The organism is Arthrobacter sp. NPDC057388 (assembly GCF_042668165.1).
GTDB lineage: Bacteria > Actinomycetota > Actinomycetes > Actinomycetales > Micrococcaceae > Arthrobacter.
The window spans coordinates 24,735-46,959 of the sequence record NZ_JBHVBL010000006.1 but is presented as its reverse complement, the minus strand read 5'-3'; the positions used below and the strand labels follow the sequence as shown (position 1 = coordinate 46,959).

The following is a 22,225-nucleotide window of genomic DNA, read 5'->3' as shown; positions in this document are numbered from 1 at the left end:
GGGTGGCTGACGATCGTAGATCGGAAGCCACCCGGCGTAGGGGCGGGGCCGGCAAATTTTGAGCGGCGCGCTCAGCTACTTGTCGTTATCCGACTTCGCACCAAGCGTCGTCTTCTGAACCTGCATGAGGAACTCGACGTTGCTTTGGGTTTCGCGGATCTTGTTGGTCAGGAGTTCCAGGCTCTGCTGGGTCTCCAGGCCGGAGAGGACGCGGCGCAGCTTCCACATGATCTTGACCTCTTCGGCCGAGAGCAGGTTCTCTTCGCGGCGCGTGCCCGAGGCGTTGACATCAACGGCGGGGAAGATGCGCTTGTCCGCCAGCTGGCGGGACAGGCGGAGCTCCATGTTGCCCGTGCCCTTGAACTCTTCGAAGATAACCTCGTCCATCTTGGAACCGGTCTCCACGAGGGCCGTTGCCAGGATGGTCAGCGAGCCGCCGTTTTCGATGTTGCGGGCAGCACCGAAGAAGCGCTTGGGCGGGTACAGCGCTGCGGAATCCACACCACCGGACAGGATACGGCCGGAGGCCGGAGCTGCCAGGTTGTAGGCGCGGCCCAGGCGGGTCATGGAGTCCAGGAGCACCACGACGTCCATGCCCATTTCCACGAGGCGCTTGGCGCGTTCGATGGAAAGTTCGGCCACGGTGGTGTGGTCGTCGGCGGGACGGTCGAAGGTGGAGGCAATGACCTCGCCCTTGACGGTGCGCTGCATGTCCGTGACTTCTTCGGGACGTTCGTCGACCAGCACCATCATGAGGTGGACCTCAGGGTTGTTGGTGGTGATCGCGTTGGCAATGGACTGCAGGATGAGCGTCTTGCCGGCCTTGGGCGGGGAGACGATCAGGCCACGCTGGCCCTTGCCGATCGGTGCGACCAGGTCGATGACGCGGGGGCCGATCTTCTTGGGGTCGGTTTCGAGGCGCAGGCGCTCGGACGGGTACAGCGGCACGAGCTTGTTGAACTCGACGCGGTCCTTGAGGTCTTCGGCAGTCTTGCCGTTCACCGAGGTGACGCGGACCAGCGCGTTGAACTTCTGCCGTGCTGACTGCTGGCCGCGGTCTTCGCCGTCGCGCGGTGCACGGATGGCACCGACCACGGCGTCACCCTTGCGCAGGTTGTACTTCTTGACCTGGGCCAGGGATACGTAGACGTCGTTCGGGCCCGGGAGGTAACCGGACGTACGGATGAACGCGTAGTTCTCGAGGACATCCAGGATGCCGGCAACCGGCAGCAGGACGTCGTCGTCAGTGATCTCGACGTCGTCGACGTCGGGTCCCTGACTGCGTCCCCGGCGGCGGTCGTTGCGGTCGCGGAACCGGTCGTTGCGGCCGCCGTCGCGGCTGTCTGAACGCTCGTTGCGGTCGTTGCGGTCGCGGCGGTTCCGCCGGTTGCGGCGGCTGCCGCCGTCTTCGTCGCCTTCGCGGTCGTCGCGGCGGTTGTCGCGTCCGCCTGCCTCACCGGCGTCACGGCCACCGCGGCCGCGTGTCTCCCGGCGTTCGCGTTGTCCAGCTTCGCCTTCCGGAGACTGCTCGCGGGTTTCGGTACCGCGGGTTTCGGTACCGCGGGTTTCGGTACCGCGGGCCTCAGCACCACGTGCCTCAGCACCGCGGGCTTCAACACCGCGTGCCTCAGGGGCAGCTTCGGCGGGGGCAGCGGGTGCCTCGGCCGGGGCGGCCGCGGCTGCTTCGCCACGGCGGCGGTTGCGGGTCCGCGGCTGGCGGCGTTCGGCACCTTCAGCCTCGGTGGAAGCGGCGCCTTCAGCAGCGGCAACCTCGGTGGCCGGAGCCGCAGCCGGTGCTTCAGCTGCGGGAGCTGCCGCCGGAGCCTGGGCCGCTTCGGCGGCCGGGGTGGCAACAATGCCGTCGCTTACTGCCCGGCGGCTGCGGCCGCGGCCACGTGCGCGGGTTTCCTGGGCGGGAGCCTCAACGGCTGCAGCGGTTTCCGGGCCAGGAGCTGCTGCTGCGGCTTCCGGGGCAGCTGCCGCCGGAGCGGCCGCGGCGGCCTTGGCAGTGCTCCGCGCCGGTGCCTTAGTGGCGGGGGCGGACGTGCCTGCGCGGTGTGCGGAAATAGCCGCCACCAGGTCGCCCTTGCGCATGCGGGATCCGCCGGAGATACCAAGCTGGCTGGCGAGGGCCTGCAGCTGGGCGAGCTTGAGGCCGGCAAGGCCGCTGCTCTTGGCGGGTGCTTCCGTCAACGTCCCGGAAGCAGAAGATGGTGTGTCCACAGCTGGTGACAGCTCAGTGGTTTCGGTCACGAAGGATCCTTCCCCCTCGACGGCGTCCAGACTGTGAGCTGGACGCGATGATTGGATCTGGGCTGCAGTTCAGATCTGCAGCCGGGATGTCGGCCTTGCCGGTTGGAGTTCGGCCAGCAGGGCCGGATACTGATCACCTTCAAACGCACCGCACGATTGGCGGTGCGGCGGACTGGCGGTTCAGGGAACAGAAACACGTCTGTACGTTCCTGGCCAGGCCAAGCAGGTGGCGCCGGAGGACATTGCGCAATAAGAGATCGAAGCAGCAGCAGCAGACCTAAGCAGATTCTGACCCGATGGCCGGTCAAGGCCATTGTCGGAGTCGTTGACTGCACGGTCTTTTGGCTGCAGGGCCCTCTCGACTGCAGAGTCGCCGTCTGGCTGCATCAAGGATTGCGTTGCTGAATCGATAAATGCGGTGGTGACTGCGGAGACTGCAAGCGGTGTTACCGCCGGTGCACTCCCACTTTAGCACCTTCGACGTCGACTGCCAGCTTCATCACACGCCAGCTGATATCCGGCGTATCTGCCTCGGCAAAGGCGGCAATGAATTCCAGAACGGCGGCGGCTTCTGTTTCGCCGCTGGTGAGGACCATCACCGTGGGTCCTGCTCCCGACACGACGGCAGCGTGGCCGGCTTCGCGCAGGGCCTTGATAAGACTGGCGCTGGGCCGCATGGCCTCGGCACGGTAGCTCTGGTGCAGGAAGTCTTCCGTGCCGGCGAGCAGGAATTCAGGCTTCTGCGTCAGCGCGTGGATCAGCAGCGCCGCACGGCCGGAGTTCATCGCGGCCGCGTGGTGGCCGATGGATGCCGGCAGCAAGGCGCGGGCCGCCTCGGTGGAGAGCTCGTAGTCCGGAACCGCCACAACGGGGATGACGGCAGCGCCGACCGTGGCGCACGTGGTGCTGTACTGGTCACTGTCCTGCCACGACAGCGCCAGCCCGCCGTAGATCGCCGGAGCGACGTTGTCCGGGTGGCCTTCCATCTCGCTGGTCAGCTGCAGGATCCAGTTCCGGTCCTGCTGCTCCCCCGCCGGCAGGAGGGCGTTCGCGGCCGTCACGGCAGCCACGACGGCCGATGCGGACGAACCGAGGCCACGGCCATGCGGAACGACGTTCTCAGCAGTGATCTTCAGGCCCGTGTGCCGGTAGCCGAGCCGGCCGAACGCGGCATTCATTGCCCGCACCACCAGGTGGCTGGCGTCCCGCGGAAGGGAATCGGCCCCCTCACCGCTGAGTTCAAAGATCAGCTCGTCGCTGTCCAGGCTCTCCACGGTGAGGGTGTCGTGCAGCGTGAGGGCCAGTCCGAGGCTGTCGTAGCCGGGACCGAGGTTGGCGCTGGTGGCCGGAACGCGGACCGTCACCTGCTGCCCGGCCTGGATGGCGGGCAGCTGGGCGGTCTGCGGCAGCATGGTTTCCACTGTTATTAGTCTTCCAGTCCCAGTTCTGCAGCAACGGTCACGACGTCGTTCGGCACCTTGACGGGCTGGACATCGCTGCCGTCCTCGGTGCGGAGGGCCCACTGGGGGTCCTTGAGGCCGTGGCCGGTGACGGTGATGGCGATGGTCTTGCCCGAGGGCACCTCGCCTGCGGCGTGCTTCTTGAGCAGGCCTGCGACGCCGGCAGCGGAGCCTGGCTCGACGAAGACGCCCTCGCGGGAGGACAGCCAGCGGTGTGCGGCGAGGATTTCCTCGTCCGTGACGGAGTCGATGAATCCGCCGGACTCGTCGCGGGCTGCGATGGCGCCGTCCCAGGAGGCGGGGTTGCCGATCCGGATGGCGGTGGCGATGGTGTCCGGTTCCGTGATGGGGTGGCCGGCCACGAACGGCGCGGCGCCGGCGGCCTGGAAGCCCCACATGGCGGGGGTCTTGGTGGAAACGGGAGCAAGGGTCCCGGCGGTTTCGGACTCGAAGGGAGCCGCGTACTCCTTGTAGCCCTTCCAGTAGGCCGTGATGTTTCCGGCGTTGCCGACCGGCAGGACGTGGATGTCCGGGGCGTCGCCCAGGGCGTCGACGATCTCGAAGGCGCCGGTCTTCTGGCCCTGGATGCGGGCCGGGTTCACGGAGTTGACCAGGAAGACCGGGTAGGACTCGCCCAGCTTGCGGGCGATGTCCAGGCAGTTGTCGAAGTTGCCGTCCACCTGCAGGAGCGTGGCGCCGTGCGCAATGGCCTGGCTCAGCTTGCCCATGGAGATCTTGCCCTCCGGAACCAGCACGGCGCAGGTCAGGCCTGCGGCAGTTGCGTACGCCGCAGCCGAGGCGGACGTGTTGCCGGTGGAGGCGCACACCACAGCCTTGGCGCCGGCCTCCACGGCGGCGGTCATGGCCATGGTCATGCCGCGGTCCTTGAAGGAACCGGTGGGGTTCATGCCCTCGACTTTGAGGTAGACGTCCGAGCCGGTCAGCTCGGAGAGCTTCTGGGCGTGGACCAGGGGCGTGCCGCCCTCGCCGAGGGTGATGACCCGGGTTGCCTCGGTAACGGGCAGACGGTCAGCGTATTCGCGGATGACACCGCGCCATTGGTGAGCCACTTAAGCTCCTTCTACCCGCAGTACGGATGTAACGGAATTGATCACGTCAAGGCCCTTGACGGCTTCAACGGTCGCTGCCAGTGCAGCTTCGCTTGCGCGGTGGGTGACGATCCGCAGCTCGGCGGACTCCACGTTGGAGTCGGCATCGCGGTGGATGGTCTGGCGCATGATTTCGATGGAGACGCCGTGCTCGGCGAACAGCTGGGCGATCTTCGCCAGCACGCCAGGCTGGTCCGCAACGTCCAGGCCGATGTAGTAGCTGGTGGTGGCGGCATCGATGGGCAGTGCCGGAACGTGACCGGTGGTGGATTCGATGCGTCCGGGTCCGCCAAGGACGATGCGGCGGGCAGCCGAGACGAGGTCGCCCAGAACGGCAGACGCCGTCGGGGTTCCGCCGGCCCCCTGGCCATAGAACATCAGCTCGCCGGCGTTCTCCGCCTCAACGAACACGGCGTTGAACGCACCGCGCACAGCTGCGAGCGGGTGTTCGCGCGGCAGGAGCGTCGGGTGGACGCGCACGGAAACGCCCTCGTTGCCCTCGCCGTTGCCCAGCTTTTCCGCGATAGCCAGCAGCTTGATGACGAAGCCGGCTTCCTTCGCTGCCGCGATGTCGGCGGCGCTGACCTTGGTGATGCCCTCGCAGTAGACGTTCGCCAGGTCGAAGCGGGTGTGGAACGACAGGGATGCCAGGATGGCGGCCTTGGCAGCGGCGTCGTGGCCTTCGACGTCGGCCGTCGGGTCAGCTTCGGCGTAACCCAGCCGCTGTGCCTCGGCGAGTGCGTCGGCGAATTGCGCGCCGGTGGAGTCCATCTGGTCAAGGATGAAGTTGGTGGTGCCGTTGACGATGCCCAGCACACGGGTGATGCGGTCGCCGGAGAGGCTGTCGCGGATGGGGCGCAGGATCGGGATGGCCCCGGCCACGGCGGCTTCGTACGACAGCTCGACGCCGGCTTTGTCCGCCTCTTCGTAGAGCGCGGGGCCGTCGGCGGCCAGCAGGGCCTTGTTGCCCGTGACCACGCTGGCGCCGTTCTGGATGGCGGACAGGATCAGCGAGCGGGCAGGCTCGAGGCCCCCCATCAGCTCGATCACGAGGTCGGCGCCCTTGACCAGGGTTTCACCGTCGGTGGTAAACAGGTCGCGCGGGAGGTCCACCTCGCGCTCGGCTTCGAGGTTACGCACCGCGATGCCGGCCAGTTCCAGGCGGGCACCGGTGCGCGGCGCCAGGGTGCCGGCGTCCTCAATCAGAATCCGCGCCACCTGAGCTCCGACGTTGCCACAGCCCAGCAGGGCCACTTTCAGGGTTCGCAATTCGGTCATTCAGGCTCCCATGTCGCGGTTCAGCAGATCTTCTTCGGTTTCCCCGCGGACAATCAGCCGGGGAGATCCGTCGCGCACAGCGACAACGCCCGGCCGGGCCAGATAGTTGTAGTTGCTTGACAGGGCCCAGCAGTAGGCGCCGGTCCCCGGTACAGCGAGCAGATCACCGGCTGCCACGTCCTCGGGCAGATATACATCTCTAACAACTATGTCGCCGCTCTCGCAATGTTTGCCCACTACGCGGGACAGCTGCGCGGGCGCGGCGGAGGTCCTTGAGGCGAGAATGGCCGAATAATCCGCGTCGTACAGCACCGGACGGGCGTTGTCGCTCATGCCGCCGTCCACCGACACATAGCGGCGGGGGTACGTAACGTTTTCAGCGGTATTTTCACCGGCTGCGCCGTCGCCGCCGGCCGGGGCATCAACCCGGACGGTCTTCAGCGTGCCCACCTCGTACAGCGTGAAAGTGCTGCTGCCCACGATGGCACGGCCGGGCTCGATCGAAATGCGCGGTGCGGTTATGCCCAGTTCCGCGCACTTGGAACGCACGACGGCGGCCATCGCCTGCGCGATGTCGGCGGCCGGCCGGGGGGTGTCAACCGAGGTGTAGGCGATGCCGTAGCCGCCGCCGAGGTCGAGCTCGGGCAGGGTGATGGAGTACTTCGCCTGGACTGCGGCCAGGAAGGTCAGGAGCTTCTGGGCAGCCAGCGCAAAGCCGTCCGGCTCGAAGATCTGCGAACCGATGTGGCAGTGCAGGCCCAGCAGCTCCACGCTGCCGTAAGACGTTGCCGCCGCGACGGCCTCCTCGGCGGCTGACAGGCCTGCCTCGTCGGTGGAGTCCCCGGCCATGGAGAGGCCGAATTTCTGGTCCTCGTGGGCCGTGGCGATGAACTCGTGGGTGTGGGCGTGCACGCCCGGCGTCAGGCGCAGCATGACCTTGGCGGTCTCGCCGCGGCCGGAAGCAATCTTGGCCACGCGCTCGAGCTCGTCCAGGCTGTCCACAACGATGCGGCCCAGGTTCATGTCCAGCGCCCGGTTGATCTCGGCATCGGACTTGTTGTTGCCGTGCAGGGAAAGGTTGGCGCCATCGATGCCGGCGCGGGCGGCAACGGCCAGCTCGCCGCCGGAGCAGGTGTCCAGCCGCAGGCCCTCTTCGGCCACCCACGTGGCGACGGCGGTGCACAGGAAGGACTTGCCGGCGTAGTAGACGTCCACTCCCCCGCAAATGTCGGCAAAGGCCTCGTCGAAGGCATCCTTGAAGGCGCGGGCCCGGGCCCGGAAGTCCGACTCGCTCATCACGAACAGGGGCGTGCCGTACTGCTCCTTGAGGCTGCTGACCGGGATACCGTCAATGGCAAGTTCGCCGCCGGCGTTCCGTTCCACTCCGCCGGCCCAGACCGGGGTGTGCAGGGCGTTGAGGTCCGCGGGGACGGCGAGCCACCCGGGAGCCAGCGGGGAGGCTGCGTTGTTGTCGGTCAACCCAATCACATCCGTTCCGGCGCCGAGACGCCCAGCAGTTCGAGGCCGTTGGCGAGTACCTGGCTGGTGGCGTCATTGAGCCACAGCCTGGTGCGGTTGATGTCCGTGACAGGTTCATCGCCCATGGGGGCAATGCGGCAGGCGTCATACCAGCGGTGGTAGGCGCCGGCAATGAGTTCCAGGTGCCGGGCCACGCGGTGCGGTTCGCGGAGTTCGGCTGCTTTGCCCACGATGGAGGGGTAGCTGCCGAGGTAGGACAGCAGTTCGTTTTCCGTGGCGTGGTCCAGCAGAGAGGCCTCGAAGGCGCTCCGGTCCACGCCGGCAGCGACGGCGTTGCGCGCCGCTCCGCGGGAGCGTGCGTGGGCGTACTGCACGTAGAACACGGGGTTTTCATTGGAGTGCTTCTTCAGCAGCTCGGGGTCCAGCGTGAGCGGCGAGTCAGCCGGGAAGCGTGCCAGCGAATAGCGCACGGCATCCGTGCCCAGCCAGGAGATCAGGTCCTTGAGCTCGATGATGTTGCCTGCCCGCTTGGAGAGCTTGGCGCCATTAACGGAGACCAGCTGGCCGATCAGGACCTCGATGTTGACCTCGGGATCGTCTCCGGCGGCGGCGGCGATGGCCTTGAGCCGGTTGATGTAGCCGTGGTGGTCGGCGCCCAGGAGGTAGATCTTTTCCGTGTAGCCGCGGTCCTTCTTGGAGAGGTAGTACGCGGCGTCGGCGGCGAAGTAGGTGGGCTCACCGTTGGCCCGGATCATGACGCGGTCCTTGTCGTCACCGAAGTCGGTGGTCCGCAGCCAGACGGCACCGCCGTCGTCGAACACATGGCCCTGCTCGCGAAGGCGGGCAACGGCACTTTCGATAGCGCCGGCGTCGTGCAGTTCCTGCTCGGAGAAGAACACGTCGAAGGAGACGCCAAAGTCCGCCAGGGTGTCCTTGATGTCCTTCAGCTGCGCCTCATAGGCTGCGGCCCGGATCACGGGCAGCGCCGCGGCATCCGTCAGTTCGCGGATGTCCGGGTGCCGGGTCAGGACCTCATGGCCGAGGTCGCGGATGTATTCGCCCGGGTAGCCGCCCTCAGGCACGTCACGGCCGTGCAGGCGCGCGAGCACCGAGTTGGCAAACACGTTCATCTGGGAGCCGGCGTCGTTGATGTAGTACTCGGCGGTGACGTCGGCACCCGAGGCACGCAGTACCCTGGCGATCGAGTCACCCAGGGCAGCCCAGCGCGTGTGGCCGATGTGCAGCGGGCCTGTGGGGTTGGCGGAAACAAATTCCATGTTCACCGTGTGGCCGGCGAGGGCGTCGTTGGTGCCGTACTCCTTCCCCGCTTCCACGATGATCTTGGCGAGGGCGCCGGCGGCTGCTGCGTCAACCGTGATGTTGAGGAATCCGGGGCCGGCGATTTCCACGCCGTCGACTCCGTTGATCTCCTTCAGCCGGGCGGTGAGCAGCGTAGCGAATTCGCGCGGGTTGGTTCCGGCCTTCTTGGCCAGCTGGAGCGCAATATTGGTGGCCCAGTCACCGTGCTCCCGGTTCTTCGGTCGCTCCACCAGGACAGAGTCCGGTATGGCCGCCTCGGCAAGGGCGATGTCACCGGCGGCAACGGCGTCTTTCAGGCAGGCGGATATTGCGAGGGAGAGTTCTTCGGGAGTCACACTCCTAGCCTACCGGGGAGCCCGTCGTGGCGCGGAATCCGCAGGGGGCCCTGCGGCCCCCTGCGTCACAGCAAAGAGAAGGGAAATTCACAGGAAAAGCCCTTAGGCTGAAATTGTTGAACCCTCAACACTGTGTTAACACCGTCCCTCAGAGTGCCCGCACCACGAAAAGAGACCCCGTGAAGCCATCAATCCGCAAGACTGTTTTCGCCGGCATGGCTGGCCTGTCCCTCGCCGGAACGGTGGCCGGCTGCGCGCCGTCCGCCCAGCAGCCTGCCGTGCAGGAGACCGAACCCTCATCGGCGGCAGCGCCTGCACCGTCGGCAGCCACCGGGTCCGGAACCGCATCGGCCCCCGCCGGCTCCGCGGCTTCAGGCTACAAGGACGGGACCTACAGCGCGGACGGCAACTACAGGTCCCCCAACGGCACCGAGACCGTGGGCGTCCAGCTGACCCTGGCCAACGGCACCGTATCCGCTGTAGAGATCACCCAGCACCCCTCCAATCCCAACACGCGCAAGTTCCAGGGCGAGTTCGCCGGCGGCATTGCCGACCAGGTGGTGGGCAAGAGCCTGGACGAGATCAAGGTCTCCAAGGTGGCTGGTTCCTCGCTGACCAGCGGCGGCTTCAACCAGGCGGTCGAGGCCATCAAGGCGCAGGCACTGTAGGCGGCTTTCGTGCCGCATCCGGGCTGGCAGGACTTCCGTTTTGAAGGCATCGGGACCGGCTGGGAAATCTCCACCCCGGTCCCGTTGCCCCCGGGGTTGCGCAGTTCCCTGCTGGCCGAGGTGGAACGCTACGACTCCACGTGGTCCAGGTTCCGTGAAGACTCCCTGGTTACCCGGATATCCGTGGAACCCGGCCAGTACCGGCTGCCGACCGAGGCCGCAGGCCTGGCGGCGCTCTACCGGCGGCTCTACACCCTCACCGGCGGCGCCATGACGCCCCTCATCGGTGAAAGCCTGGAGCGGCTGGGCTACGATCCGCAGTATTCGCTGCGGCCCCGGGGCGGGGCGGCGCCTCCGCCGGACTGGGACACCGTCCTGGAATGGCATGGAACTTCACTGCGCACCACGGCCCCGGTGGTGCTGGACATCGGCGCGGCCGGCAAGGGCCAGCTCGTGGACCTTTTGGCCGGCCTGCTTCGGAGCCACGGGGTTTCGGATTTCTTCATTGACGCCAGCGGGGACCTGCTGAACGGCGGGCAGGAGGCGGTACAGGTGGCGCTGGAGCATCCGTACGACACCACCAAGGCGATAGGAACCATACCGCTGGGGGCCGGCGCGCTCTGTGCCTCGGCGTCCAACCGGCGGGCCTGGGATGACGGGCTCCACCACGTCCTGGACGGCACCACTGGCGAGCCGGTCAGGACGGTCGTGGCCACCTGGGCCCTGGCGGAAAGCGCCATGGAGGCGGACGCCCTCGCCACAGCCCTGTTCCTTGTTCCGGCCGCGGAGCTGGAACAGCACTTCCGCTTTTCCTGGCTCAAGGTATTTTCCAACGGCAGCGCGGAGTACTCCGCGGAATTCGAAGGAGCCCTGTTCACATGAGTTCAACCACCTCCCGGCAGCAGGCCGCACCCGGCGCGGCCCTGGACGCGTACCTCGGCCGCTTCACGATGTACCGGCTGGTGCTGCTGGTGCTTGCAGCACTGGCTGCCTACAGCCTCCTCCTCGATGCGCTCGGCTGGCTGACGTTCGGAATTCCCAACATGCTGGCCCACCTGGCCCTCTGCCTGGGGTTGACGTACGTTTCCAACCGCGCCCTGGCCGCGCTGTTCCGTGTTCAGCCGCACACGGAATCGTCGCTGATTACGGGCCTACTGCTGTACTTCCTCTTCTGGCCCACGCAGCTCGGCCCGGACTTCGCCCCGATGGAGCTGGCCGGGGTGGCCCTGGCCTGCGTCCTGGCATCGGCCTCCAAGTACGCCCTCGCCTGGCGCGGCCGCCACGTATTCAACCCCGCGGCAGCGGGCGCGTTCATCACCGGGCTGACGGGACTCAACATTGCCACGTGGTGGGCCGGCACCCCGTCCATGCTGTGGCTGCTGGTCCCGGGCGTCCTGCTGGTGCTCTACCGGACCCGGAAAACACTCATGGCCGCTGTGTTCATACTGGTGGCCACCGCCGTCGTGGCAGCGGTGCAGGTGCCCACCGGCCTGGATGTGGGCAGTGCCGTGTGGCAAACCCTGGCACAGGGCCCGGTGCTGTTTTTTGCCGGGTTCATGCTCACCGAGCCGCTCACCCTGCCGCCCCGGCGCTGGCAGCAACTGGCCATGGCCGCCGTCGTCGGAATCCTGCTGGCCACGCCCTACAACCTGGGCCTTGTGGCGAACTCCCCGGAACTGGCGCTGCTGGCAGGCAACCTCCTGGCATTCCTGGCCGGGCAGCGCGGCAGCGTCCGGCTGCTGTTCAGCCACTCCCGCAGCCTGACGCCGACGACGACGGAATTCGTCTTCCGCCCTCAGCGCCCACTCCGCCACGAGCCCGGCCAGTACCTGGAACTGGATCTTCCGCACAGCAAACCGGACGGCCGGGGCAGGCGCCGTGTCTTCAGCCTGACCAGCCCGCCGGATGCACAACACGTGACGATCGGCGTCGGCACCGCCCACCCAGTCTCCGCCGCCAAGCGCAAGCTGCTGTCCCTTCGGCCTGGCGAGGAACTGACAGCCACCACAGTTGCCGGGGACTTCATCCTGCCGAAGGGTCAGGACCCCGTGCTGCTCATTGCCGCGGGCATCGGCATCACGCCGTTCCTGGCGCAGCTGTCCGGCGGGGCACCCCGCGAGCGCGACACCGTGCTCCTCTATCTCGCGCGGAACGCAGCGGAACTCGCCTACGCCACGGAACTGCAAGATTCCGGCGCCCGGATTATTGCCCGGCTGGCCGACGGATCTGCGCCGCCCGACTTCATCGAGGACGCCGGCGCGGTGCTTGGCCACGGGACGCGGCTGGACGGCCACGCGCTGAAACGGCTGGTCCCGGACATCGGCCAACGACGGGTGTTCGTCTCGGGTTCGCCGGCCAGCGTGGGATCGCTGCGGCGGGCCGCACGGCATGCCGGCGCCCGCCGTATCCACGTGGATTCCTTCGCGGGATACTAGAGGGGAGATCCCGTTTTCCTTTCCGGCCCGTCTTCCTGCTAAGCTCTAGGACGTCCGGCCGGGAACGGCAGGATCCCTGAACGCCCTCGTAGCTCAGGGGATAGAGCGTCTGCCTCCGGAGCAGAAGGCCGTAGGTTCGAATCCTACCGAGGGCACAGAAGAAACCCCCGTCCGCTTGCTGAAAGCAGACGGGGGTTTCCTGCATTCCAGTGCGCCTGACAAAGAATGTCAGAGTCCGTTCGTAGGGTGAGTTGCATGGTCTGTTCAATAGTTCCGCCGTACATCCTCCGCCGCCTGGCCGCCCAGGGGTCTCCCCGGTTCTCGGCCGTTGCCCGTGCTGCCCGGGAGGCCCTGCACCATGTTGGCGCCGTGCATGCAGCCCGCACGTCGGCGCCGTCGGTTCCTGCGGGCATCCGGCAGGTTGAGCCCGCCCCGGTCAGCAGGTCCGTCTTCGATGCAAAGTCCGGCGAGTCGCTCCCCGGCCAGGTTGTCAGGAAGGAAGGCGACGCCCCCACCGGCGATCCCGCCGTCGACGAGGCCTATGACGGCCTGGGCCACACCCACAGCCTTTACGCGGACGCTTTCGGGCGGAATTCGATCGACGGCCAGGGGATGCCGCTGAAGGCCACCGTCCACTTCGGCCGGATGTACGACAACGCCTTCTGGGACGGCCAGCAGATGGTGTTTGGCGACGGCGACGGCGAGGTCTTCGAGCGGTTCACCCGCTCGCTCAGCGTGATCGGCCACGAACTGGCCCATGGCGTGACGCAGTTTTCCGCCGGACTCGCCTACCGCAACCAGGCCGGGGCCATCAACGAGTCCGTCTCCGACGTCTTCGGCGCCCTTGTGGAGCAGTACGTCCGGAAGCAGAGCTCCGCCGAAGCCTCCTGGCTGATCGGCGAGGGGCTGTTCACGCCGCAGGTTCAAGGATCCGCCCTGCGCTCCATGAAGGCGCCGGGAACGGCGTACGACGACGACGTCCTTGGCAGGGACCCGCAGCCGGATTCCATGGACTCCTACGTGCGCACCCGGGCCGACAACGGCGGAGTCCACATCAACTCCGGTATCCCGAACCGGGCGTTCTGCCTCGTGGCCCAGGCCCTGGGCGGGAATGCCTGGGATGCGCCGGGGCAGATCTGGTACGAGACCCTGACGGGCGGCTCGCTCAGCTCAACCAGCACCTTCACAGCCTTCGCCAAAGCCACCGCCGCCACGGCCAGGGAACTGTTCGGCGAGGAGTCCGCAGAGCATGACGCCGTGCGCGGGGCGTGGGACACTGTGAAGGTAAAGCTCTAACCGACGCCGGGACTGTGACCTTCCGCTTCCCGGCGGCCGCGGAAACCCGGGAACCTCGCCATGAAAATCACAGTCGAGCGCAGCGGCGGGATAGCCGCACTCACCCGCGTCTGGACGGTCCAGGCTGTCACGTCCAGCGACAAGAGCCGCTGGCAGCCCATCGTCGAAGCCTGCCCGTGGGACGCCGTCGCCGACCCCCGGCAGGCCGCAGACGGCCAGCCGGACCGCTTCATGTACTCAATCCGCGCCGGCCAGCGCCGCGCCACGCTGCCGGAGACCGCTGTCACCGGCCCCTGGCGGGTACTCGTGGACTCGACCCGGGCCGCCGCTGAAGAGTCAGGCCCGTCCTGACAGCGCCGGCAGTTATTAGCCCACCGGCGCCATCTGGCCGCGGAAGGCACGGCGGTAGGATTGCGGGCTGGTATCCAGCACCTTGGCGAAGTGGTGCCGCAACAGCACGGGGTGGCCGAACCCCGACTGCCGCGCCACCTCGTCAATGTTCAGCTCCGTGGACTCCAAAAGCTCCTGCGCCCGCAGGACCCGCTGGGAATTGAGCCACGCGGCCGGAGTCGCCCCCGTTTCGGCGCGGAACCTCCGGGCAAAGGTGCGCGGCGACATGTGCACCCGCGCGGCCAGTTCCTGGACCGGATGTTCCTCGTCGAGGTTCGCCACCATCCAGCGGAGGAGTTCCTCCATGGGCTGGGAGCCGCATTCGGGCATGGGACGGTCGATGAACTGGGCCTGGCCGCCGTCGCGGTGCGGCGGGACCACCATGTCCCTGGCAATGGCGGCTGCCACTGCAGCCCCGAACTCTATCCTCACCAGATGCAGGCAGGCGTCGATACCCGCGGCCGTTCCCGCACTCGAGATGATGCGGCCATCCTGGACGTAAAGGACGTTCTCGTCCACCAGGACCTTGGGGTACTGCGCAGCGAGCTCCTCCGAGTAATGCCAGTGTGTGGTGCAGCGCCGGCCGTCAAGGAGACCCGCCCGCGCCAGCGCAAAGGCGCCGGAACAAATGGACATCACCCACGCGCCGCGGCTGTGCGCCGCCCGAAGGGCATCGAGGACGGGTTCCGGAACATCTTCATCCCGGCCGTAGGGGGCCATGATCACCAGGTCCGCATCGGCCGCGGCCTCCAGGCCGAGGCCCACGTTCATGGTCAGGCCGGACTTCAGCGGAACTTCGCCGGGCACCGGAGTGCACACGCGGAAGTCGAACCGCGGCACGCCTGTTCCCCGGTCCGAACGGTCAATGCCAAACACCTCAAAAGCGGTACCAAACTCAAAGATCGAGAAGTTGGGGACCACGATAACTGCCACCGATTTGAGCATGTTTCCAGTATGGCAGAAATTTGTACTTTTTAGGCATTTCTGCCACTTCTTTCTTTCTGCGGCCGGGAGAACCATGGAGGCATGGAAATCTTCGGAATCGCCCTTCTTGTCCTGGTCCTCATTGCAGCAGCCGCCACGGTTGGCGCCATTCTCCGGGATGGCCGGGGCCACACCCCTCCCGAGCACTCCGTCCGGGACTGGTCCGCACTGGACCTGCCCAGCAGCAACTACACGATGCGCATCTTCTAGCGGGAATGGCCTGCCAAGCCAGTTCCCACCTCCACAACAACATCCCCATCCGCCACGGACCCGGCTCATTCGAGCCGGGTCCTTTTACGCGGCAGTAGACTTGGAGGAGCCATGACTTTTCACATCTCCTACCCCGCCGAGCTGCCGGTTTCCGAGCGCCGCGAGGACCTGATGGCCGCTATCGCCGCCAACCAGGTGACGATCATCGCCGGCGAGACCGGCTCCGGAAAGACCACCCAGATTCCCAAGATGTGCCTCGAGCTGGGCCTGGGCGAGAACGGCCTGATCGGCCACACCCAGCCGCGCCGGCTCGCGGCGCGCACGGTGGCCGAACGCATAGCCTCCGAACTCGGCGTCGACATCGGGCAGGAAGTGGGCTTCCAGGTCCGCTTCACCGGCGAAGTGGGCAAGTCCACCAAGGTCAAGCTGATGACCGACGGCATCCTGCTGGCCGAGATCCAGCGCGACAAGCTGCTCCGCAAATACAACGCGATCATCATCGATGAGGCCCACGAACGCAGCCTGAACATCGACTTCATCCTCGGCTACCTCAAGCGGATCCTGCCGCAGCGGCCGGACCTGAAGGTGATCATCACCTCCGCCACGATCGATCCGGAGCGGTTCGCACGGCACTTTGGCTCGGACGAGGAACCGGCACCCATCGTTGAGGTGTCAGGACGCACGTTCCCGGTGGAGATCCGGTACCGGCCGCTTTCCCAGCCTGCCGGCGGCCCGTCCGGCGATGACGAGGACAACTCCTCCGACGACGAACTCGAGGAAGACCGCGATCCCCTGGACGCGGTGTGCGACGCTGTCGACGAGCTTGCCCTTGAAGCGCCGGGCGACATCCTTATCTTCTTCTCGGGCGAACGCGAGATCCGGGACGCCGCAGACGCGCTGCAGGCCAGGATCCAGTCCAACCGGCGGCTCGCCGGCACCGAAGTCCTCCCCCTGTTCGCGCGGCTGAGCCTGCAGGAGCAGCACCGCGTGTTTAATCCGGGCGGCAAGCGCAGGATCGTGCTGGCCACCAACGTGGCCGAGACCTCCCTGACCGTGCCGGGCATCAAGTACGTCATCGACACCGGCACGGCCCGCATCTCACGCTACTCGCACCGGACCAAGGTGCAGCGGCTGCCGATCGAGCGGGTGTCCCAGGCGTCCGCCAACCAGCGTTCGGGGCGCTGCGGCCGCGTCTCGGACGGCATAGCCATCCGGCTGTACTCCGAGGAGGACTTCGAGTCCAGGCCGCTCTACACGGATCCGGAAATCCTGCGCACCAACCTGGCCGCCGTCATCCTGCAGATGACGGCGATGGGGGTGGCCCGCGGACCCAAGGACATTGAAAACTTCCCGTTCGTGGAGCCGCCGGATTCACGGGCCATCAACGACGGCGTGACGCTCCTCCGTGAGCTCGGTGCCCTAGGCTCTCCGCAGGCAGGTGCCGGCTCGCCGCAGCCAGCTGCCGGGGCGGGCAGGGGCAACGGTCGCAACGGCGGCAGTGAACTGACCGCCGTCGGACAGAAACTTGCCCAGCTGCCGGTGGACCCGCGGCTCGGCCGCATGATTGTGGAAGCGGGCAAACGCAACTGCGTGCGCGAAGTCATGATCCTGGCCGCGGCCCTGACAATCCAGGACCCCCGGGAGCGCCCGACGGACAAGCAGCAGCTGGCGGCAGAGAAGCACGCCCGGTTCCGCGACGAGAACTCGGACTTCACCGGCTACCTGAACCTCTGGAACTACATCCACGAGAAACAGCAGGAGCTGTCGTCCACGCAGTTCCGCCGCCTGTGCAGGAACGAATTCATCAACTATCTGCGCGTCCGCGAGTGGCAGGACCTGTTCACACAGCTGCGGCAGCTGGCCCGGCCCCTCGGCATCAGCCTGGACAACAAGCGCCAGGCGGACCCGGTGGGCAACCACGAGGGCATCCACATCAGCCTGCTCTCCGGGCTGCTGAGCCACATTGGCATCCTCGACGAGCGCAAACGGGAGTACGCAGGCGCCCGCGGCAGCCGTTTTGCCATCTTCCCGGGCTCGGCACTGTTCAAGAAGTCGCCCACGTTTGTCATGGCCGCCGAGCTCGTGGAAACCAGCAGGCTGTGGGCGCGGGTCGCGTCCAAGTTCGAACCGGCCTGGGCTGAGCAGGTGGCACCGCACCTGATCAAGCGAAGCTACAGCGAACCCCACTGGTCCACCAAGATGGGCGCCGTGATGGCCTATGAAAAGGTCACCCTCTACGGCGTGCCCATCATCGCCCAGCGCCGGATCAACTTCGGGAGGGTCGATCCTGTCCTGGCCCGCGAGCTGTTCATCAGGCATGCGCTGGTGCAGGGCGAATGGAAGACGCACCACAAGTTCTTCCAACGGAACCGTGCGCTGCTGCAAGAGGTGGAGGAGCTCGAGGCCCGGATGCGCCGCCGGGACCTGCTGGTGGACGACGAGACGCTCTTCGAGTTCTACGACGCGCGCGTGGGGAAGGACGTCGTCTCCGAACGGCACTTCGACAAGTGGTGGAAGGACGCCCGGCAGCAGGATCCCGGACTCCTGGACTTCGATGAAGCCCTGCTGCTCAGCGAAGACGCTGAGGCACTGGACGAGTCCGCCTACCCGAAGACATGGCTGCACAAGGGCTTCGAACTGCCCCTGAGCTACGAATTCCATCCCGTAGCACCCGGTTCGACGCCCAACCCGTCAGACGGCGTTACGGCGGAAGTTCCGGTCCTCTTCCTGAACCAGCTCGACGACGCGCCGTTCCGCTGGCTGATCCCCGGCCAGCGCGTGGAGCTCGTTACTGCGCTGATCAAGTCGCTGCCGAAGCAGGTCCGCAAGAGCTTCGTTCCGGCGCCCGACGTCGCACGGCAGGCCGTGGCGGCGCTGGAAGCCGATTTCAATCCGGCCGAGGACGAACTGGAACCGGCACTCGAACTGGTCCTGCGCCGGCTGAAGGGCCAGATTATCCCGCCCGGGTCGTGGAACTGGGACGCGGTCCCGCCGCACCTGCGGGTGAGCTTCAAGGTGGTGGACAGCCGGGGCAAGGTCCTGGACGAGGGCAAGGACCTGGAAGCGCTGCAGGAGAGGCTGGCGCCGGCCACCCGCAGGGCCATCGCGGAGTCACTGGGGGCCACGCCCGCCACTGCCGGTCCGCGTTCCGCCAATTCGCGGGCGCCGAAGAAATCCCAGCAGCAGAAGTCGGCACCGGGCGGTGCCCTGCCGGATACCCGTCCCCAGGCGCACGCCGGATTCAAGGAACAGTCAGGGCTGACCCAATGGCAGTTCGGTACCCTCCAGCGCGAAGTCAGCGTCACGGTCAAGGGCCACACAGTGACTGGTTTTCCCGCACTTGTGGATGAAGGCAAGTCCGTGGGCCTGCGCGTCTTCCAGACGTCGTCCGAGCAGCTCGAGGCCATGCGGGGCGGAGTCATCCGCCTCCTGGCGCTGCGGGTGCCGTCGCCGGACCGCTACGTCCTTGAGCACCTGAACAACACCGAGAAGCTGACGTTCAGCCAGAATCCGCACGGGTCCGTCTCGGCCCTGATCGCCGACTGCGTCCTGGCGGCGGTGGACAAGCTCACGCCAGCAGAGCTCCCGTGGGACCAGGCAGCCTTCGACGCCCTCTACGAACATGTCCGGGCCGAGCTGATCGATACGGTCTTCAGCGTCACGGCCGTGGTGGAGCGCATCCTTGCCAGCACCCGCCGGATCCAGAAGCAGCTCAAGGGCAGCACGAGCCTGGCACTCATCAGCGCGCTCAACGACATCCGCAGCCAGCTGGAGCAGCTGGTGTTCCCCGGCTTTGTGGCCAAGACGGGCTATGCGCAGCTGAGCCAGCTGCCCCGCTACCTCGCCGCGATTGAGAAGCGCCTGGAAAAGCTGCCCGGCAACGTGCAGCGCGATGCACTCCATATGGCTGCTGTCCAGCAGCTGGAGGACGACTACGACGACGCCGTGTCGGCCCTGCTGCCCGGCCGCCGCGCCGGCGCCGAGCTGACGCAGGTCAGGTGGATGATCGAGGAGCTAAGGGTGAGCCTGTTCGCCGTCGAGCTCGGCACGGCCTACTCCGTCTCCGAGAAGCGGATCCGGACGGCGCTGAACAAGGTGCTGGCGGCTTAGCCGCGTCCGCAAAGCTCCCCGTTTTAAAGGCCCGACGGCGGCCGCCTCCTGCCGGAAGCAGCCGCCGTCGCATGCCCCATTACTCCGGGCACCTGAGTCTGTCTTAGCGGGCGCCAGTGCCCACAGCCTGTGCCGGTTCGGGCGAGAGCAGCATGGTCCTCGTGTCGAGGCGCTCATTAGTGTCCTGCCCTTCGACCAGCACGGCAGCTTCGTCGTGGCTAGACACCACCGGAACGGAACCGAGCAGCGGCCGCGCGGCAGATTCGCGCATCTTCAGGAGTGCCACTAGCGCGACGGCAGAGAAAAACATGACGTAGAAGGCCGGTGCGTAGGAGTTGCCCGTGACCTGGACGAGGATCTGACTAACCAGCGGCGTGGTGCCGCCAAAGATTGAGATGGACAGATTGTGGGTGACGCCCACGCATCCATAGCGCGAGGCCGTCGGGAACAGTTCGGACATCACGGCGCCAGTCAGCGACAGGAAGAAGGCGCTCGGCAGCGACACCAGGAAGAGCGCGAGGTACAGCGACCACAGTGTCCCGACATGCATCAGCGCGAACGCCGGTACCAGCAGGACGAGGTTTCCAATGGTGGCCATTGCGTAGATGGGGCGACGGCCGATGCGGTCCGACCAGCGTGCGACAACCGGGATCAGGAGAGCCTGCAGGACAAGCACGATGACCGCGGCCACGGCGGTGTGCACGGCATTCGAACCGATCTGTGTTTCCAGGAAGGTGGGCATGTAGCTCGTGAGCATGTAGCCTGCGGTTCCATCAGCGGCGACGATCGCGCAACCGACAAGGATCTGGGGCCAGTAGTGCTTCACGATGTTCGGCAGGTTGTGCCGGACGAAAATGGGGTCGACGTCCTCAGTTGCGGTCTTTACATGCGCGGCCTCGAAGCTGGGCGACTCCGGGATGCGGCGCCGAAGCGCGATGGCCACGATTCCCAGCGGCAGGGCAATCAGGAACGGAATGCGCCAGCCGCCGTCGAGCATGGCCGACTCACCCCACAGCGACGTCGTGATCATGGTGGTAACCGCCACAACGCTGGCTCCGGCGGCGAAGCCGAGCATCGATCCGGAATTCAGCAGCGAAGTCATGAAGCAGCGGCTGCGGTCAGGCGAGAACTCGGCGATGTACGTTGCCGCGCCGGAGTACTCGCCGCCGGTGGAGAACCCCTGCAGCATCTTCAGCAGGTAGAGGGGAATGATGACCCACAGGCCCACCTGGCCGGCGGTAGGCAACAGGCCAATGATGGTGGTTGCTGCTGCCATGATGGCCATCGTGAAGAAGAGCACCCGGCGGCGTCCGATCTTGTCACCCAGCGGGCCGAGGATCATTCCGCCGAGGGGGCGTACGACGAAGGAAACGGCGAACCCGAGCAACGTGACCAGCAGGCCCATGCGCTCGTCCATACCTTCAGTGAAAACAGACGTCATGGTGACGGCGAGGTAGCCGTAAATGCCGATGTCGTACCACTCGATGAAGTTGCCGACGCCCGCACCGATCTGCGCCTTCCGCAGTTCCTGCTTGTCGACGACGATGCAGTCTTCCATGCGCAGTCGACGCGTGGCCTTGGGCGACACCGGTCGTTGTGATCTGGACTGATCGAACATCCTTGTCCTTCTTTCCTTGAATGGGAGCGCACTTTGCCGCCGCCCTGGCCAGACCGCCAGGGGTGCCGCACGGAAACTGCAGCGAGGCCGCAGTCCCATGGGGCGCAGATTCAACGCCGCCAAACTTGCCGGCAATATCAGCGAGACTGATGTCCACAGCCGGCGCGCCAGGTTCGCTGGTCGTTCAATTTACGAACGTTGCGTTCAAAACTATGGCATGCGACACAGGTGTGTCAAACAGCACAGATGGCGGACGCCGCTCGTTGAGCCTGCCGAAAACCTGTAGGACGGCGGTGCTGCCGCAGCTTGAGCCTGCTGCTTGGTTTGGTTCCAGAACTCATCCGAAAAACTTTCTAAATTCCGCCCCGCAGATGCTCGATCAGCCCTTTATTGTCAGTCCCTCTTGGCAGACTGTGGTCATGGAGGTTCTCGGGAATCCAGCAGCGGAGGCGGGGGCGCCGCACGGCGTCACTGCGCTTGCTGCCGCGGGTTCGGAGGCCGATGTTCCGGACGCCCTTTTCCCGGACGCAGTCTTCCGTTGGGAGGCGGTTCCCGGCGGGTGGTCCACAGGCGAAGTCTTTCCGTTCGATGATGAATCCGCGGCTGGCGGGTTTGTGTATGACGATTACCTCGACGCAGTGGTTCCGGAAGACCCCTTCCCCGGCGGGGAGTATGACGACTGCGACCTCCCGGAGGATCCGTTTCCCGAAGCGCTGTTTTACGGGACCTCCTTCACCGGTGGCGAGCCCACGGGCGCCGATGTACCCCGGCTGGGTCTCGGCAACCGGGTCGGGGCCGTGAAGACGCTTTTGCGGGCCGATCTCACTGCCGACGGTCCCGGGCTGATCGACCAGACCGCGCTGCTGGAGAAATTCAAACACTGGGCAACCGGCCAGCAGGCCCGGCTCGCCGTGGAGTTTGAGGCCAGGCAGCGGCAGGAACAAGCCGAACCCGAAGCAGCCTGCAGCACGGCCCAGACCGGTCACGCTACCCTGTCGGCTGAGGAGCTGGGCCGGAAGCGGCCCAAGGAACCGTGCTGGGTGTGGCTGAGCAGATCGCCCTGGCCCGGGGTGAGTCACCGCACCGCGGCGGCCGGCTGCTGGGCATGGCCAAAGCCCTCGTCATCGAAATGCCCCACACCCTCACCGCCCTGGATACCGGCCGGCTCAGCGAAGAAAAGGCCATGCACGTGGTGAAGGAAACAGGGAGGTGTCAGATTGATTGTGTGGAAGCCTTTGATCGTGGATTGATCGGAGAATCATTGTGACCATGACAGAATC

The 22,225-nt window shown here is 66.4% G+C and carries 16 protein-coding genes and 1 tRNA gene; 9 read left to right on the top strand and 8 right to left on the bottom strand.

The genetic code is table 11. The features are described 5' to 3' along the window. Positions 1-75 precede the first annotated feature (75 nt). The 6 genes from rho to argS form a co-directional block, all read right to left on the bottom strand. Positions 76-2,253 carry a transcription termination factor Rho gene (gene rho, locus ACFUTU_RS04660; protein ID WP_377961223.1) on the bottom strand — a complete coding sequence of 726 codons (2,178 nt, stop codon included), beginning with the start codon at positions 2,251-2,253 and terminating at the stop codon, positions 76-78. A 446-nt stretch (positions 2,254-2,699) separates the two neighbouring features. After that, positions 2,700-3,665: a homoserine kinase gene (gene thrB / locus ACFUTU_RS04655; RefSeq protein ID WP_377961449.1), complete on the bottom strand. Its 966-nt coding sequence runs from the start codon at positions 3,663-3,665 to the stop codon at positions 2,700-2,702. 14 nt (positions 3,666-3,679) lie between these two features. After that, on the bottom strand, positions 3,680-4,783 hold the full coding sequence (gene thrC / locus ACFUTU_RS04650) for a threonine synthase (protein ID WP_377961220.1): 1,104 nt from the start codon (positions 4,781-4,783) through the stop codon (positions 3,680-3,682). Beyond that, positions 4,784-6,100, bottom strand: coding sequence for a homoserine dehydrogenase (locus ACFUTU_RS04645; protein ID WP_377961218.1), 1,317 nt, complete (start codon positions 6,098-6,100; stop codon positions 4,784-4,786). Then, positions 6,101-7,579, bottom strand: a complete 1,479-nt coding sequence (lysA, locus tag ACFUTU_RS04640) for a diaminopimelate decarboxylase (protein ID WP_377961215.1) — start codon at positions 7,577-7,579, stop codon at positions 6,101-6,103. 5 nt (positions 7,580-7,584) lie between these two features. Beyond that, positions 7,585-9,234, bottom strand: coding sequence for an arginine--tRNA ligase (argS, locus tag ACFUTU_RS04635; protein WP_377961211.1), 1,650 nt, complete (start codon positions 9,232-9,234; stop codon positions 7,585-7,587). Positions 9,235-9,413: 179 nt separating this feature from the next. Between argS and ACFUTU_RS04630 the strand changes: the two genes are divergently transcribed. From ACFUTU_RS04630 to ACFUTU_RS04605, 6 genes are all read left to right on the top strand, one after another. Continuing rightward, the gene (locus ACFUTU_RS04630; RefSeq protein WP_377961208.1) at positions 9,414-9,902 is read left to right on the top strand and encodes a hypothetical protein; all 489 of its coding nucleotides are present in this window, start codon (positions 9,414-9,416) and stop codon (positions 9,900-9,902) included. A 9-nt stretch (positions 9,903-9,911) separates the two neighbouring features. Then, on the top strand, positions 9,912-10,784 hold the full coding sequence (locus ACFUTU_RS04625) for an FAD:protein FMN transferase (protein ID WP_377961205.1): 873 nt from the start codon (positions 9,912-9,914) through the stop codon (positions 10,782-10,784). Further along, positions 10,781-12,337 carry an FAD-dependent oxidoreductase gene (locus ACFUTU_RS04620; protein WP_377961202.1) on the top strand — a complete coding sequence of 519 codons (1,557 nt, stop codon included), beginning with the start codon at positions 10,781-10,783 and terminating at the stop codon, positions 12,335-12,337. Before ACFUTU_RS04625 ends, ACFUTU_RS04620 begins: the two co-directional genes overlap by 4 nt. A gap of 82 nt (positions 12,338-12,419) precedes the next feature. Continuing rightward, positions 12,420-12,492 (top strand) — tRNA-Arg (locus ACFUTU_RS04615). A gap of 100 nt (positions 12,493-12,592) precedes the next feature. Then, positions 12,593-13,633 carry a M4 family metallopeptidase gene (locus ACFUTU_RS04610; RefSeq protein WP_377961199.1) on the top strand — a complete coding sequence of 347 codons (1,041 nt, stop codon included), beginning with the start codon at positions 12,593-12,595 and terminating at the stop codon, positions 13,631-13,633. 60 nt (positions 13,634-13,693) lie between these two features. Beyond that, the gene (locus ACFUTU_RS04605; protein WP_377961196.1) at positions 13,694-13,984 is read left to right on the top strand and encodes a protealysin inhibitor emfourin; all 291 of its coding nucleotides are present in this window, start codon (positions 13,694-13,696) and stop codon (positions 13,982-13,984) included. Positions 13,985-13,999: 15 nt separating this feature from the next. Here ACFUTU_RS04605 and ACFUTU_RS04600 read toward each other — a convergent pair whose 3' ends face one another. Next, positions 14,000-14,968: a GlxA family transcriptional regulator gene (locus tag ACFUTU_RS04600; protein ID WP_377961194.1), complete on the bottom strand. Its 969-nt coding sequence runs from the start codon at positions 14,966-14,968 to the stop codon at positions 14,000-14,002. Between the two features lie 81 nt (positions 14,969-15,049). On the opposite strand from ACFUTU_RS04600, the gene ACFUTU_RS04595 reads away from it, so the two are divergent. Beyond that, complete coding sequence (locus tag ACFUTU_RS04595; RefSeq protein ID WP_190243222.1) at positions 15,050-15,217, top strand: hypothetical protein; 168 nt, start codon at positions 15,050-15,052, stop codon at positions 15,215-15,217. A 111-nt stretch (positions 15,218-15,328) separates the two neighbouring features. Continuing rightward, positions 15,329-19,327 carry an ATP-dependent RNA helicase HrpA gene (hrpA, locus tag ACFUTU_RS04590; RefSeq protein WP_377961190.1) on the top strand — a complete coding sequence of 1,333 codons (3,999 nt, stop codon included), beginning with the start codon at positions 15,329-15,331 and terminating at the stop codon, positions 19,325-19,327. A 103-nt stretch (positions 19,328-19,430) separates the two neighbouring features. Here hrpA and ACFUTU_RS04585 read toward each other — a convergent pair whose 3' ends face one another. Next, positions 19,431-20,885 (bottom strand): MFS transporter, encoded by a 1,455-nt coding sequence (locus ACFUTU_RS04585; protein ID WP_377961188.1) that lies wholly within the window; start codon positions 20,883-20,885, stop codon positions 19,431-19,433. 209 nt (positions 20,886-21,094) lie between these two features. On the opposite strand from ACFUTU_RS04585, the gene ACFUTU_RS04580 reads away from it, so the two are divergent. Further along, on the top strand, positions 21,095-22,141 hold the full coding sequence (locus ACFUTU_RS04580) for a hypothetical protein (RefSeq protein ID WP_377961185.1): 1,047 nt from the start codon (positions 21,095-21,097) through the stop codon (positions 22,139-22,141). Positions 22,142-22,225: the final 84 nt, after the last annotated feature.